At 53.2% G+C, this 14581-nt stretch carries 17 protein-coding genes; 9 read left to right on the plus strand and 8 right to left on the minus strand.

Going from position 1 to position 14581, the window contains the following annotated elements:
• Positions 1-113 precede the first annotated feature (113 nt).
• The 3 genes from TALK_RS09165 to TALK_RS09175 all read left to right on the plus strand — a co-directional run bounded on the left by TALK_RS09165 (position 114) and on the right by TALK_RS09175 (position 3527).
• A complete protein-coding gene (locus TALK_RS09165) occupies positions 114-2354 on the plus strand; it encodes a TonB-dependent siderophore receptor (protein ID WP_211274791.1) in 2241 nt (746 codons plus the stop codon).
• Between the two features lie 256 nt (positions 2355-2610).
• Positions 2611-3117 (plus strand): NucA/NucB deoxyribonuclease domain-containing protein, encoded by a 507-nt coding sequence (locus TALK_RS09170; RefSeq protein WP_085618064.1) that lies wholly within the window; start codon positions 2611-2613, stop codon positions 3115-3117.
• A gap of 20 nt (positions 3118-3137) precedes the next feature.
• Positions 3138-3527: a hypothetical protein gene (locus TALK_RS09175; RefSeq protein WP_139833772.1), complete on the plus strand. Its 390-nt coding sequence runs from the start codon at positions 3138-3140 to the stop codon at positions 3525-3527.
• Between the two features lie 5 nt (positions 3528-3532).
• Here TALK_RS09175 and TALK_RS09180 read toward each other — a convergent pair whose 3' ends face one another.
• The 4 genes from TALK_RS09180 to hisI form a co-directional block, all read right to left on the minus strand.
• On the minus strand, positions 3533-4204 hold the full coding sequence (locus tag TALK_RS09180; RefSeq protein ID WP_245829798.1) for a YitT family protein: 672 nt from the start codon (positions 4202-4204) through the stop codon (positions 3533-3535).
• A gap of 192 nt (positions 4205-4396) precedes the next feature.
• On the minus strand, positions 4397-5218 hold the full coding sequence (locus TALK_RS09185; protein ID WP_085618068.1) for an aldo/keto reductase: 822 nt from the start codon (positions 5216-5218) through the stop codon (positions 4397-4399).
• 305 nt (positions 5219-5523) lie between these two features.
• Positions 5524-6660 carry a CobW family GTP-binding protein gene (locus TALK_RS09190; RefSeq protein WP_085618070.1) on the minus strand — a complete coding sequence of 379 codons (1137 nt, stop codon included), beginning with the start codon at positions 6658-6660 and terminating at the stop codon, positions 5524-5526.
• Positions 6661-6664: 4 nt separating this feature from the next.
• Entirely contained in the window at positions 6665-7063 is a 399-nt protein-coding gene (hisI, locus tag TALK_RS09195; RefSeq protein ID WP_085618072.1) for a phosphoribosyl-AMP cyclohydrolase, read from the minus strand.
• 130 nt (positions 7064-7193) lie between these two features.
• Between hisI and TALK_RS09200 the strand changes: the two genes are divergently transcribed.
• The 5 genes from TALK_RS09200 (at position 7194) to TALK_RS09220 (ending at position 10572) form a co-directional block, all read left to right on the plus strand.
• Complete coding sequence (locus tag TALK_RS09200) at positions 7194-7670, plus strand: Fur family transcriptional regulator (RefSeq protein ID WP_085618074.1); 477 nt, start codon at positions 7194-7196, stop codon at positions 7668-7670.
• Positions 7651-8484 (plus strand): zinc ABC transporter ATP-binding protein ZnuC, encoded by an 834-nt coding sequence (gene znuC / locus TALK_RS09205; protein ID WP_085618075.1) that lies wholly within the window; start codon positions 7651-7653, stop codon positions 8482-8484. Before TALK_RS09200 ends, znuC begins: the two co-directional genes overlap by 20 nt.
• Positions 8481-9287: an iron chelate uptake ABC transporter family permease subunit gene (locus TALK_RS09210; RefSeq protein ID WP_211274792.1), complete on the plus strand. Its 807-nt coding sequence runs from the start codon at positions 8481-8483 to the stop codon at positions 9285-9287. The genes znuC and TALK_RS09210 overlap by 4 nt, the downstream gene beginning before the upstream one ends.
• 56 nt (positions 9288-9343) lie before the next feature.
• Positions 9344-10249 carry an endonuclease NucS domain-containing protein gene (locus TALK_RS09215; RefSeq protein WP_245829800.1) on the plus strand — a complete coding sequence of 302 codons (906 nt, stop codon included), beginning with the start codon at positions 9344-9346 and terminating at the stop codon, positions 10247-10249.
• Positions 10250-10335: 86 nt separating this feature from the next.
• Positions 10336-10572 (plus strand): DUF6868 family protein, encoded by a 237-nt coding sequence (locus TALK_RS09220; protein ID WP_085618081.1) that lies wholly within the window; start codon positions 10336-10338, stop codon positions 10570-10572.
• Between the two features lie 29 nt (positions 10573-10601).
• Here TALK_RS09220 and metC read toward each other — a convergent pair whose 3' ends face one another.
• Complete coding sequence (gene metC / locus TALK_RS09225; RefSeq protein ID WP_085618083.1) at positions 10602-11786, minus strand: cystathionine beta-lyase; 1185 nt, start codon at positions 11784-11786, stop codon at positions 10602-10604.
• Between the two features lie 211 nt (positions 11787-11997).
• Between metC and TALK_RS09230 the strand changes: the two genes are divergently transcribed.
• Entirely contained in the window at positions 11998-12954 is a 957-nt protein-coding gene (locus TALK_RS09230) for a threonine ammonia-lyase (RefSeq protein ID WP_085618085.1), read from the plus strand.
• Between the two features lie 150 nt (positions 12955-13104).
• On the opposite strand, the gene rpmF is transcribed toward TALK_RS09230, so the two are convergent.
• The 3 genes from rpmF to TALK_RS09245 are packed head-to-tail and all read right to left on the minus strand — an operon-like array spanning position 13105 to position 14564.
• On the minus strand, positions 13105-13284 hold the full coding sequence (gene rpmF / locus TALK_RS09235; RefSeq protein ID WP_085618087.1) for a 50S ribosomal protein L32: 180 nt from the start codon (positions 13282-13284) through the stop codon (positions 13105-13107).
• Positions 13285-13326: 42 nt separating this feature from the next.
• Positions 13327-14001 (minus strand): GNAT family N-acetyltransferase, encoded by a 675-nt coding sequence (locus TALK_RS09240; protein ID WP_085618089.1) that lies wholly within the window; start codon positions 13999-14001, stop codon positions 13327-13329.
• Complete coding sequence (locus tag TALK_RS09245; RefSeq protein ID WP_085618091.1) at positions 13998-14564, minus strand: GNAT family N-acetyltransferase; 567 nt, start codon at positions 14562-14564, stop codon at positions 13998-14000. Before TALK_RS09245 ends, TALK_RS09240 begins: the two co-directional genes overlap by 4 nt.
• Between the last annotated feature and the right edge of the window lie 17 nt (positions 14565-14581).

A 14581-nucleotide genomic window follows, 5' to 3' on the forward strand; every position in this document is an offset into this window, starting at 1 on the left:
TCGGGCTGGTAATGGCTTGCGGATTTGACTACTACATTAATGACAATGATAACCACTCTCAAATTAAATAAGAATTGTTATTAACTGGAGTCGTGAGTGTGGTAGGAATGAAGGTGCGGTACAGCAAATTTGGGGCCTTGTTGCTGGCGTCGGTATCGATGGGCGGGGTTATGATCAATCAGGCGGCGGCGGCGGATGCGGATGCAGATCGCTCTTTGTTATTGGCGCAAGTCGCAGATGCCCCGCAAACGGATCAAACCAAGAAAACCAGTGCTAATGATGATGATGATGATGACGCGGAAATCGTACTTGATCCGCTGACCGTGACGGCCCGTCCGATTTCTGGTGCCGGGGAAACGGATGTTGATGGGTATCAACCGGTTTCAACATCCATTGCGACCCGGACCGACACGCCGTTGATCGATGTGCCACAGGTGGTCAATATCGTTGGATCGCAGGTTATCAAAGATCAGAACGCACGCTCGCTTGATGATGTGTTGGGCAATATCAGTGGGGTCACCCAGGCTAACAACCTGGGGGCAACACAGGATGCGATCATCCGGCGCGGCTTTGGGGCCAACCGCGATGATTCGATCCTGGTTAACGGCATGAAAATAGCGACCCCACGCAGTTTTAATATTACCGCCGATCATGTTGAAGTCGTCAAAGGGCCGGCATCGACGCTTTATGGCATTCTCGATCCCGGCGGGATGATCAATATTGTCACCAAAAAGCCCGAAGCCGAATTTAGCGGCGAAGTAAACAGCAGCATGACAAGCTTTGGCGGCGGCAGTGCCGGATTTGATGTGACAGGTGCGCTGGTCGAAAGCGGCGCTTTGTCATTCCGTCTGCTTGGCGATTACGAGAAAACCGATTACTGGCGCAATTTCGGCGAAACCGAACGCCAGCAGATCGCACCGTCTTTGCGGTGGGAAGGTGATAGCACCGATGTTACGCTGAGTTATTTCCATGAAAAATACAGCGTGCCGTTTGATCGCGGTACCATCTTTGATCTGACGACGGGCAAAGCGGTTAATGTTGATCCGGAAACCCGGTTTGACGAACCCTATAACGTGACCAAGGGCAAAACCGATACGGCCCAGATCGAGATCAATCAAGATATTGGGGATAATTGGCAGCTTGGTTTTGATTACAGCTTTAGCCGCAATCAATATGCCGATAATCAGGCCCGTGTAAGATCATATAATGCGGCAACCGGCGTTGTGACGCGCCGTGCTGATGCCACACAGGAATCAACCCTGACCAAGCATGCGGTGCGGACCGATCTGACGGGCGATGTTGATATTGCCGGGTTTAAAAATGAAGTGCTGTTTGGGGCGTCGTTTGACCATAGTGATACCCTGCGCACCGACATGATCCGTTGCAGCAATGACTCGAATTTCAATGTTTACAGTCCGGTTTATGGCAACCTTGCAGAATGTACGAGTGTTTCGGCGAAGGACAGTGATCAGACCGAAAAATTGTCAACCGTTTCGACCTATGCACAGGATTCCCTGCATCTGAACGATCAGTGGATTTTGGTCGGCGGCATGCGCGTTGAATATTATGATATTCTGGCGGGTAAGGGGCGTCCGTTCGTAACCAATACCGAACGTCACGGGCAGGAACTTATTCCCAATGGCGGGGTTGTTTACAAGGCAACGCCGGAAATCTCGATCTATAGCAATGTCGCCAAAACATTCCGCCCGCAATCGTCGATTGGTAGTTATGTCGGCAATATTGCCCCGGAAGAAGGCATTTCCTATGAAGTCGGGACCAAGATCCAGATTGCCCATGGCCTGACATCAAATATCGCCGTTTATACCAGCGACAAGAATAACGTTTCCTATTCCGAAGAGGTTGGCGGTGAAACGGTTGTCAAAGCCGCTGGCAGTGTTCGTTCACGCGGTTTCGAGGTTGATATTGCCGGTGCGCTGACCGACAATCTTGACGTCATCGCAAGCTATGGCCTGACCGATACGCGCGTCACCGATGATCCCGAGCTTAAAGGCAAACGTCTTGCCAACGTCGCGCGTCATACCGGATCGCTGTTCCTTGCCTATGATTTTGGCAATGCCGTGCCCGGTGCAAGCAGCTTCCGCGCAGGCGGTGGTGTGCGTGCAGTTGGCAAACGTCCGGGGACAAACACCAATACCTATGATTTGCCGGGGTATGCCGTCACCGATCTGTTTGCATCCTATACCATTGATGCCGACAACCCGGTAACCTTCCAGCTCAACCTGAAAAACATCTTTGACAAGGTCTATTACACATCCTCAATCGGGACGAACAATCTGGGCAACCAGATTGGCGAACCGTTTCAGGCGGTGCTGAGCGCCAGCGTCGCGTTCTAAAATATCAGGATTTCGGGCATTTACGACAACGGGGCGGTTTTCCGCCCCGTTTTGCTGTGCTGTTGTTGTGATCGGCATACCGTCAAAGATCGTTTCTGGTCCGGCCAAGTCAGGCACGATGGCGCAACAGTATCAATAAACCAGTCCTTGTTAATGCGTGTCTGGCCGTTGTGACGAGCAATATTAGTTCACATCCCACGCAGGTCTTTCGTCCTGAAGCGCGTGAATAACGCTTCAACAGAAAAGGACGAAAGATATGAACAAGCTATTGGGCTTTGCCGCGTTACTGTCGTGTTTTGTGGCGTCCAACGCCTTTGCTCAGGCTGCAATCAATTTTGATGGTCTGAACTTCCCTTGTATTTCCTACAATATTGCGTCGGCACAGGCCGCCGGGCGACCGGTCACGCTGACGCGGACTACAAATGCGGCTACAATCGCCGCTAACCGCGCAGCGTCTTGCGGCGGGACGGCTGCTGATGTTGCGGCCCTTAATGTTGCCGGTGGCCCCGGCACGCCAGCGTCCTGTGATGAATATCCGTTCGCAAGTTCGCTGCAAGGCGGTGCAGGTGCGCAGGCTCTTATCGTCCCTGCCTTTGAAAATAACGCCCAAGGGGGTGCTTTGGCTCAGTTCTATCTGGCCAATGGGATCGTAAATGGCACAGCCTACAATGTGACGACAAGTAATGTTCCTGCGATTGGGGGCGGACCGGGCCAGTTGACCATCGTGGTCCTGCCGAGTGGCAATCGTCAGTGTTATTATTGAACATGTAAACGGAGGGTCGGGTGAGCGAAATATATAGAGGAAAATGTTTGGTTCACTACGGCCAAGTGGCCCTTTGGGATCGGGAAGACAAAAATTCTTATCCCGCCACCGATGGGCCACTTCCGTGGATGGGCGCAAAGGGTATATGCGTTGCGGCACGCAATGACACCGAAGTCGAGATACAGGTTCTTACCGGCGAAGATCCCGATGACGAAGGGGCGCATATCGTTGCAGAGGCGACGATTTTAGTTGGTGAACAAGGATTGCAAACGGGCAATGTTACAACGGCATCTGTCGTTGCTTTTCCTTGGCCAAAGGGAGAGATGAAAGTCACGGTTTATTGTAATAGCACAGATAAATATGGCCTTGATGCAACGTGTATTTGGTTTGTGTTGGAGGCTGTAAGCTGAGGCTTTTACCGTGCTGCCAAATACCGACCCGGACGGTGATTAAGGGCGATGATCATGTTCAGCACGACCGCGCCAAGGATCGACAGCAGGACCTTGTCGAACGGCAGGACCAAAAAGGCGCAGGCGAGGATCACCAGATCGACGGCAAGTTGGAAATAACCGGCTCTGATCCCGCTATATTCCTGTAAATATAGCGCCAGGATATTGATCCCGCCGAGCCCGGCGCGGTGACGAAACAGCATCAGCAAACCGATCCCCATCAAGGCACCGCCCGCGATGGCGGCAAAGATCGGATTGAGCATCGAGAAATCAATCCACATCGGCATCAGTTTTGAGAAACCCGAGACAAGACCAACGGCAATGAAGGTTTTGATCGTAAATGCCTTGCCCATCCGTTTGAGCGCCAGCCAGTAAAATGGCAGATTGATCACAAAGAACACCGCGCCAAAGCCAAAGCCCGTTGCATGTTCGATCAAAAGGGCAGCCCCCGCCGTGCTGCCGGTGACCAGCACGCTTTCGCTGTACAGCATCACTCCGAGTGACACCACCATGGTTCCCAGCAAAAGGGCCAGAACGTCTTCGTACAGGCGGTGGCTAATATCGGATTTTGCATCCGGTTTTATGCCGTCGGGTGCGTTCTGAGTGTCAGGAGTGGTTTTTGCAGGTGGGTTGTTCATTGCGAAACCGCCGGTTCATGACTGAATATTAAGTCAAATTACGCTTTTCGCATGTGCGAAACAAGTCGCGTGCAAAACGGGCGCATCATTCGCCGGTTTGTGGCGGGCGCGGGGGCGCAAACGCAAAAGACCGGCCCCATAAGAGCCGGTCTTGGTGGTTTCATGCGCGAGGGAGTTTAAGGACCGGGCCGTCTAATCCCATTTCGGGGCGAAATCGGGATCAATCAGGCGACCGTTTGAAATGGCCAATTCGGTGATGTCGGCCATTTCAGCTTCGGAAAGATTGAAATCAAAGATTTCGAAATTGGCCTTGGCGTTTTTAGGGGAACCCGATTTCGGGATCGCCATCACGTCATCCTGTTGCAAAAGCCAGCGCAAGGTGACCTGGGCCGCGGATTTGCCATGGGCATCGCCAATGGCGCGAAGTGTTGGATCGTTTAGAACTTTGGCGCGGGCCAGCGGGCAATAGGCGGTTAGCAGCATGTTATTTGCCCGCAAGCATTCGAGTACCTTCGACTGATCAAGATAGGGATGATATTCGACCTGATTGACGGCCAGCGGAAGGGCGCTGTGACCAACGGCGCGTTCGATCAGCTCGGTCGGGAAATTGGAAATCCCGATCAGGCGCGTCATGCCAAGGTTTTTGACCTCGTTTAAGGCGGCAATGGTTTCGCGCAGCGGGACATCCTCGGTCGGCCAATGCAGCAACAGCAGATCAACATGATCAAGGTCAAGCTTGCGCAGGCTTTCAACAACCGAGGTCTGCAAATCACCACTTTGGAAGTTATCGGGCCAGATTTTGGTCGTCAGGAAATAATCATCGCGCGCAAGACCCGATGATTTGAGGCCGCGACCAACGCCTTCTTCGTTGTGATACATCTGGGCGGTATCGAAATGGCGATAGCCAATTTCAGCCGCCGCAACGACCATTTTTTCAGCCGCTGCGTTATCAAGTTCGTAGGTGCCAAACCCAAGGGCTGGAATGCTCGTATCCTGCCAATTTCGGAAAATCATGATGTTCTACCCCCTTTTGCTTTGTTTGATTGTTTTGAGAGCGTTGGAAAACGAAAGACAGTTTTCCCAACCTGCGCCAAATTTAGTGCGCCACAAGAGCATCGCAACCTGTACGGTTGGATGAGGTATGCCTCTTTTGAAGGGGATCGGTAGCACATTGCCCTGAAAACAAACAAGAAAAAGAGCGGCCACAAGAAATGGGCCGCCCAAAGTTCAGGACTTAGAGTGAGGCTGTATCAAGCCAAGACCCAATCTGGTCCAATTTTAGGTTGAATGCCTTGATGTGGCTCAAAGACCCAAAAGTTTTACAGGTTTTTGCCGTGACCCGGCGTTGTCGCGGTTTCTGCTGTTTCAGAAGCCGCGGCATTTAAATGATAAAGTGAGTCCCGGATGACTTGCGGCCCAAGGTCTTTGGTGATGAAAACGATCTTTGATCGATGATCATCATCAGGCCAGCCGGGCAGGGTGGCGGGGGGATGGAAAACATGCTGCACGGCGTGAATGGCAACCGGGTTGCTTTCCCCGACAAGGTTTAAGATGCCCTTGACCCGCAAAAGGCTTTCGCCGCGCATCTGGGTAAAGATTTCAGCCCAGGTCACAAAGGCATCCCAATGCAGCGGTTCGTCAAAGGTAATGCAGAAGGACCGGATGTGATCATCATGGCGGTTCACGTCATGGGGCGGGTGATTGTGGCTGTGTTCATGATCGTGCTTATGATCGTGTTCATGTTCATGACTTTCATCGCCATGCTGCTCATAGGCCTCGTCATGCAGCCATTTTTGCACATCCATGCTTTTGGTCGTCGGATCATATAGTCCGGCGTTGAAAAGTTTGGAGGGGTCAATATCGCCCATGGATACCACATGGATCGGCGCGGCCGGGTTCAGGTGGCGCAGGCGGGTTTCAAGCGATGAACGGGTGGCGTTATCGGCCAGATCGGATTTGGTGATCAGGATGCGGTCGGCAACGGCGGCCTGTTTGACACTTTCGGGATGGGTATCAAGCTGCCCTTCGCCGTGCAGGGCATCAACCGTGGTGACGACGCTATCGAGGCGAAATTTGCTGGTGAGAAGCGGGTCGGTCATCAGAGTGTGCAGGATCGGGGCGGGATCAGCCAGACCGGTGGTTTCGATGATTACCCGGTCAAATGCGGGAACTTCACCGCGTGTGCGTTTGACAAATAAATCGCGCAGGCCGGAAATCAGATCGCCGCGCACCGAACAGCAAATGCAGCCGGAATTTAACAAAACCACATCTTCGGAGACTTCGCGGACCAAAAGATGATCCAGCCCGATATCGCCAAATTCATTGATCAGGACGGCGGTTTTATCCATGCCGTCATGGGAAAGAAGGGCGTTGAGCAGGGTTGTTTTACCACTGCCAAGAAAGCCGGTGATGACCGTGGTGGCGATGCGTTCGGCCTGTTCGTTTGCAATCGACATGTGATTATTTCTTGCCATAGAGGTCTTCGACGGAAACTTCCGGTTCGGAAATCACCACTTCGACGCCATCGCGCGCGGCGAAATAGAAACAGTTGCGCCGCCCGGTATGGCAAGCAACCCCAAGCTGATCGACCTGCACCAGCACGGTGTCCTGATCGCAGTCATAGCGAAAATCGATCAGTTTTTGAACCTGGCCGGAGCTTTCCCCCTTGCGCCACAGCTTGCCCCGCGAGCGCGAGAAATAGCAAACCCGCCCGGTATCAAGCGTTTCAATCACCGCATCACGGTTCATCCATGCCATCATCAGGATTTCGCCGCTGTCATGTTGTTGGGCGATTGCCGGGATCAGGCCGCTTTCATTGAATTTCAGTTTGTCGGCAATCTGTGCATTGGCGGCGGTCATGGGGGGCTCCGGTCGATGGTTGTTGACTTTTCGCGGCGGGCGCGTCAAGAAATGATATATTATAACATATCACCCTGTGCCACGGCTTTTTGTACTTTTATATGCCATGGCCTGACTTCGGATGTGCGACATGACCGACCTTTTCCCGAAAAAGGGCCACGATCACGACAGATGTATCGATAGCGCAATCGCGCAGGCAGAGAAAGTCTGTGAAGCGGAAAGCGCGCGATTTACCGATATGCGCCGCAAGGTTTTTAGCCTGATATGGCAATCGCACAAGGCGGTTACGGCCTATGAGTTGCTTGATATTTTGCAATCCGAAGGGCTGCGCGTACAGCCGCCAACGGTTTATCGGGCGCTGGAATTTTTAACCGATCTTAGATTGGTGCATCGGATTGAATCGCTGAATGCCTATTTCGGCTGCGATCAGCCTGATTGTGATCATCTGGGGCAGTATTTCATCTGTACAAAATGTGGCCGTGTTGCCGAGGCCGTGGACGAAGATATGAGCATCGCGGTGCGCAAGGCCGCCAAGCAGGTCGCGTTTAAAATCGAAGCCACCACCATTGAAATCAAAGGCCTGTGCCATGACTGCACCACTCATTGAAGGACGGGGACTGAGCCTTTCCTTTGGCAATGAACGGGTGCTTGATAACGTTACATTGTCTATCGCGGCCGGCGAGATCATGACCCTGATCGGGCCGAATGGCGCGGGGAAATCGACACTGGTAAAGACCCTTTTGGGGCTTCAACGCGCCGATGAGGGCGAGGTTATTCGAAAACCCGGCCTTCGCATTGGCTATGTACCGCAAAAGCTTTCGATTGATCAGGTCCTGCCGATGACGGCAAAGCGTTTCCTGACACTAACGCGGGCGGCATCGCGTGCGGATTGCGAGAAAGTTCTGGCTCAGGTTGGGGCAAGCCATGTGATTGACAATCAGATGAGCAGCCTTTCGGGCGGGGAAACCCAGCGCGTGATGTTGGCGCGCACTCTTTTGCTGCGCCCGGAATTGCTGGTGCTGGATGAACCGACCCAGGGGGTGGATGTGACCGGGCAGGCGGAACTTTATCGCCTGATCGATGATATCCGGCGCGAATTTAATTGTGCGGTCCTGATGATTTCGCATGACCTTCATCTTGTGATGGCCAAGACCGACCATGTTGTGTGTTTTAACCGGCATGTCTGTTGCTCTGGCATTCCCGAAACCGTGCGCCAGCACCCGGAATACCGGTCGCTGTTTGGCGATCAGGCGGCCGATGCGATTGGCATTTATCATCATGCCCATGATCACGAACATGATCTTTCGGGGCATGTGGTGGACGGATGTGGCCATGATCATTCTCTCGACCATGACCATTCTCATGATCATCATGCGCATTCTGGTGCGGGTGTAAAAGAACGGGTGGGACAGGTAAAATGATGGATGATTTCCTGACCCGTGCCGTGATCGGCGGTATTTTGCTGGCCTGTGTGTGCGGGCCGTTCGGGGCGTTTATCGTTTGGCGTCGGATGGCGTTTTTTGGCGATACGCTGGCGCATTCAGCCTTGCTGGGGGTTGCACTTGGCCTTTTGCTTGGGGTTGATGTGCGGATCGGCATGATTGCGACCTGTTTGGCGGCGGCATTGATCCTTGCCATCGGGCAACGGCAAAGCCGACTTGGCAATGATACGGTTTTGGGGATGCTGGCCCATTCGACCCTGGCACTTGGCATGGTGGCGCTGGCCTTTGTCCAAGGTGTTGCGGTTGATATCATGGCCTATTTGTTTGGCGATATTCTGGCGGTGAATGTTGCCGATATCTGGCTTTTGGCGCTGGGCGGTGGTTCGGCATTGTTGATGCTGATCTGGATGTGGCGGCCGTTGCTGGCGGTGACGGTTAGCCCGGAAATTGCCGCGGCTGAAGGTATCCCGGTTGAACGGCTGCGCCTGATTTTCATGTTGCTGATGGCGGTTGTGATTGGCATGGCGATCAAGATTGTCGGGGTGCTTTTGATTACAGCGCTTTTGATTGTTCCTGCCGCCAGTGCGCGGTTCTTTGCCAGAACGCCGGAACAAATGGCGATTGGTGCGGCCTTGTTCGGGGCCGGTGCCGTGATGGGCGGGATCAGCCTTTCATGGCATATCGATAGCCCGGCCGGGCCAAGTATTGTGATTTCGGCGGCGATGTTGTTTTTGGTGTGTTGTTGTGTATCTCCCATTTTAAGGTGTATGCATAAAACATAATTCTCGCTTTAAAATGGATGCAATCAATGGTGCCTAATAGAAGTTATTACCGTGTTATGGCTGGCGCAAAGAGCGCTTTTGCAAACGAGTGCTTTAAGGGAGGGTTCATTGGTGGTGACTGGGGGATTCATCAGAATTTAGAAGGTTTCCTGCCAGAGCAATGGCGTGATTTTAATCGAGAATTCATTCCAGTTTATCTGGTGGAAAATCCAGAGAAGACGCGGGTCGCTGCTGGTTTGGCGTGTGGCATGCTTTATACGATCAGCAAGGGGATGCTTGTTGGTGATGTGATTTTGTGCCCGACGGGTGCAGGGCAGTATTATGTTGGCGAAATCGTTTCAGATTATTATTACGTTGAAGGTCAGATACTGCCTCATAGAAGGCGGATAAAGTGGTTTGACCATGGCTTGTCACGCGATGAGTTAAGTCAGCCACTCAGGGCTTCTGCCGGTTCGATTGGAACTGTTAGCAACATAACCAAGCATGCAGAGGAGCTTGAGATCTTGCTTTCGGGGAAGAAACCCCCATCCCTTATTCACAGTGATGCTGATGTAGAAGATCCTGCTGTTTTTGCTTTGGAAAAACATTTGGAAGATTTTCTTGTTTCAAACTGGCAACACACTGAATTGGGGGCGAATTTCGAGATATATAGCGAGGATGGTGAATTGGTCGGTCAACAGTATCCGAGTGATACGGGACCGCTTGATATACTGGCAATCAGTAAGGATAGAAAAACTTTGCTGGTGGTTGAATTGAAGCGCGGACGAGCAAGTGACGTCGTTGTTGGTCAAATTCAACGTTATATGGGGTACGTCAAAGGTGAGCTTGCCGAAGTGGGGCAAAGTGTTCAGGGCGTGATCATTGCTCTTGAGGATGATCTTCGATTGCGGCGAGCCCTAAGTGTTGCCAATAATATATCGTTTTACAGATATCAGGTTTCTTTTCGTTTGATGGCAGGTTGATGGTCTACGGGACAGCCGGCCGGATGTGACTGGATACGGTCTGTTATTAGCGCCTATCTGGAAAAAGACGTGAAAAGGAGCCGATGATGGAAAACCTTACCGAATTTCTGGGTTGGTGCACCGTTCTTAATCTGGTGATGTTGTTAGGTGCGACCATCTGTGTGACGGTTTTTCGCCGACCGATGGTGTCGCTGCATGGGCGGATACTGGGGCTGGCACCCGATGATCTTAAGCGGATATATGTGAACTATCTCGCGTTTTTCAAAGTGCTGGTGATTGTGTTTAATGTGGTTCCCTATATCGCGCTCAAGCTCATCAATTAGGGTCATATTGCGCGATACAGGGTAATACGTCAGACGGTTTTTAGCCGTTCGAACCCGGCCTCAAGATCGGCAATCAGATCATCGGTGTCTTCGAGGCCGATATGCAGGCGGATCAACTGGCCGTCTTCATCCCATTTGGTCGCGGTGCGGATCTTTTTCGGGTCAGAGGGCAGGATCAGGCTTTCAAAGCCGCCCCAGCTAAAGCCCATGCCAAACAAATCCATGTGATCGACCATATTGGCAAGCTGTGGCTTGGTGATCGGATGCAGGACAAAGGAAAACAGGCCCGATGCGCCGGTGAAATCACGTTTCCAGATGGCATGGCCGGGATCATCGGGCAGGCCGGGATGCAGCACACGTTTGACTTCGGGGCGGCCTTGCAACCACTTGGCGACTTTAAGGCCGCTTTCGTGATGCTGACGCAGTCTTACACCAAGAGTGCGAAGGCCGCGTTGCGCCAAATAGCAATCATCGGGGCCAATCGCATCGCCGGAAAGAACGACCTGTTTTTTGCAGGTGAGCAGGTCTTCCTCGGTGGCGGTGGTGATCGTGCCCATCATCACATCGGAATGACCGACGATATATTTGGTCCCGGCCTGGATCGAAATATCGACCCCCATGTCAAACGGGCGGCACAAAATTGGCGATGCCCAGGTGTTATCAAGCAAGACCTTGACCCCGCGTGCGTGGGCTGCCTTGGCGATGGCGGGGATATCTTGCATTTCAAAGGTTAGCGAGCCGGGGCTTTCACACCAGACAAGCACAGTATTATCGCGGATCAGACCGGCAATATCGCCACCGATGGTCGGATCGTAATATTGTGTTTCAACGCCGAATTTTTTCAAAAACGTGTCGCACAGATTGCGCGTTGGAAAATAGGTGCTGTCAGTGACCAGAATATGATCACCCGGTTTGACAAGGGCGAGGATGGTGTTGGTGATCGCCGCAACGCCAGATGAAACGCAGAGCGTGCCAAAGCCGCCTTCAAGTTCGGCAACGGCTTCTTCGAGCAGGAAGCGCGTTGGCGTGCCGTGGCGGCCATAGGTGACTTTGCCCGGCTTGGATGCCCCGGCCTGTTCAAGTTCGGCAAGGCTTTCAAACAAGATGGTTGAGGCATGCAAAACCGGCGGGTTGACGACACCGTGATACTGGCTGGAACGACGACCGGCATGCACCAGTTTTGTTGCGGGCTTTTGGGGGCGATTACCTGACATTAGGGGCTTTTCTCCTTGGGCGTGGCGCCTTGAATTTCATGTATAAGTCAAAGCATCTCAGCCCATCCGGTTCAAGGTTTTTTCACCGTAAAGAGTTGTGAAATCGTCATTCTGCGATATTTGAGTGCAAGGTTCTTATCTGAATTCCTCGCATCGGATTTCGCGCCGAGTTACAAAAGATCGACATACATTTGATGATCAAGGAGGCCCCGTGCTTGAACTTCAGGATTTCCGTGCGGCGCGCTGCGCCATTTCTGACCATATGCGCCTGACCCCGGTCTTTGCGCCGAAAAATTATAGCGATAAATCGGTTTTCCCGGATCGGGATCGTCTTCCGGATTTGTATCTTAAGCTTGAAAATATGCAGATTTCCGGATCGTTCAAAGCGCGCGGGGCAATGAATGCCGCGCTGGCCCTTGATGAAGACAAGCGGGCAAACGGGCTTTGTACCGCATCGGGCGGCAATCATGGCATGGGGGTGATTAATGCCGCGCGCGTGCTGGGCGTTGCGGTCAAAATCTTTTTGCCGACCAATACGCCCAAGCCAAAGATCGAAAAACTGCGCAAGCAGGGCGTTGATGTCGCGCTTGTCGGGGCGGTTTGGGATGATGCCAACCGGGCAGCGATGGATCATGCGCGTGAAACTGGCATGGCCTATATCCATCCGTTTGCGGATCCGCGCGTGATTGCGGGCCAAGGCACCATCGCGCTTGAGATGCTGGAACAGCAGGCTGATCTTGATACGCTGGTGGTGGCGATTGGCGGCGGCGGGCTGATTTCCGGTGTGGCGACGGCGGCCAAGATGCTGCGCCCGTCGATCCGGGTGATCGGGGTCGAGCCGACAGGCGCGCCAACCCTGTTTGAAAGCCTGAAAAATAATACGGTCGCGACACTGCCAAGTGTCAATACCGCCGCAACCAGCTTGGCGCCGCGTCAGTCATCGGCCTTGAATGTCGATCTGATCGGCAAGAATGTTGATCGTATTGTGCTGGTCAGTGATGATGAGATGCGTGATGCCGCGCGCTGGCTGTGGCGGGAATTGGGACTTTCGGTCGAACTTTCGGCCGCGGCCGGGATTGCGGCGATTATGGCAGGCCGTCTTGGTGTTGAGAATCCCGGCAAGGTTGGTGTGATTATCTGTGGGACCGGTGCAGATGGGATGAGCTGATTTTGCTTGGTTCGCCTTGTGCATAAAATAAAAAAGGACGAAGCCGTTGGGCTTCGTCCTTTTTTAAACCAAACGCCATCCGAAAAACGGATGGCGTGGAAACTTGTCGCGTCGCAAACCGCCAAAGAGCCAAGGCCCTTTGGAACGGAATTACATCTTGGGCTCGACCACCTGACGACCACGGTACATACCGGTGTTCGGATCAATGTGGTGCGGGCGATGCAGTTCGCCGGTTTCTTTGTCTTCGCGGAACGAGCCCTTGGCGAGCTTGTCATGCGAGCGACGCATGCCCTGACGGGACTTGGTCACTTTTTTCTTTGGCACTGCCATGGGTCATAATCCTCTGGCTTTGGGTAAACTCAGGCGCGCTTGTTACCGTGCGCGCTCGGGAAAGTCAACGATCAAAGTGTCGGAAGTTTCATTTTCCTGCAGCCTGTCGGCATTTCTGCCGTTGCCCGAACTGGCATCATGATCAACATGATGGTCGATGGGCGGGATCAGGCCGGTATCACGCGGATCGTCAACAATATCTGTTCGCTGGTCGTATACACCAAAGCCAGCCTTCTGGTAAGCCCCCAAAGCACTTGGATGATCCAACGAGCAAGTATTAACGGTAATGCGTTGCGGTTTAAGGGCCCAGGCGGTGTCGACCGTCCAGTTCAAAAGGTATTTGCCAAAGCCCTTGCCGATAAAATCGGGGATCAGGCCCATGTAATGCAGGTCGATCACGCCGTCTTCTTCAAGGTCGGTTAGGTCAAGTTCGGCAAAGCCCGCCGGGACGCCGCCAACATAGAGCACATAAACATGGGTTTCGGGCCTTGCCAGGGTCTGGGTAAGGTCTTCGTCGTCCATCAGGCGGCGCAACCACCACAGCCAAGGTTCACCGACTGTATTATACAGGTAACGGTAAAACGACAGGGTCGGGTTTTCGGCCCGGACGATGGCGACCTTGCCCGGCGGGATGATGGCCGCAGGGCGTTCGGGTGGCTCAAGCATTTCAAGGAAGGTGACGACAACTTCCAGCTTGCGCGGATTGGATATACTCATGACTTCAGCCTTTTTCGCATCACGACGAAATCCGTTTGGGTTTCAGGTGTTTGCGGTTTGGAGGGTGAGACGGGCTTTTCTGTTTTATAGCCAAAACGCCGGTAAAAATCACGTATTGTCGGGTCTTCGACCGTGACGTTGCATGTATTTTGGCCGCTTGCGGTCAAGATGTCTTCGGCCAGGGCCAAAAGAGCGGCCCCGAGGCCTGTGCCGCGTGCTGCGGGCGCAACGGCGAGATAATGCACCCAGCCATTGTTACCATCATGACCGGCCATGACCGTGCCGATGATCGTGGTGTCGTTTCCTGTGTTTTTGATGCGGGCCAAAATCACGCTGCCACGCCCGGAATTCAGGCAATTTGCGATGTCGCGCCCGGCATCGTCATCGGCCGCGATCAGGTTGCAATCGCGCCAAAGGGTATTGATGGCGGCAATGTTCCCGGATGTTGGATTTTGCAGGCGTTCCAGAAAAACGCCCGGCCTTTTATCCCCGCTGCCATTCACCGCATCCAGTTCATGGACGGGATTGTTTTCTGGCGATGGGGATGAGCCGGGCGTTTTCATATCTGATGATGCGGGCT

Source organism: Thalassospira alkalitolerans, from assembly GCF_002115745.1.
Classification (GTDB): Bacteria; Pseudomonadota; Alphaproteobacteria; order Rhodospirillales; family Thalassospiraceae; genus Thalassospira; species Thalassospira alkalitolerans.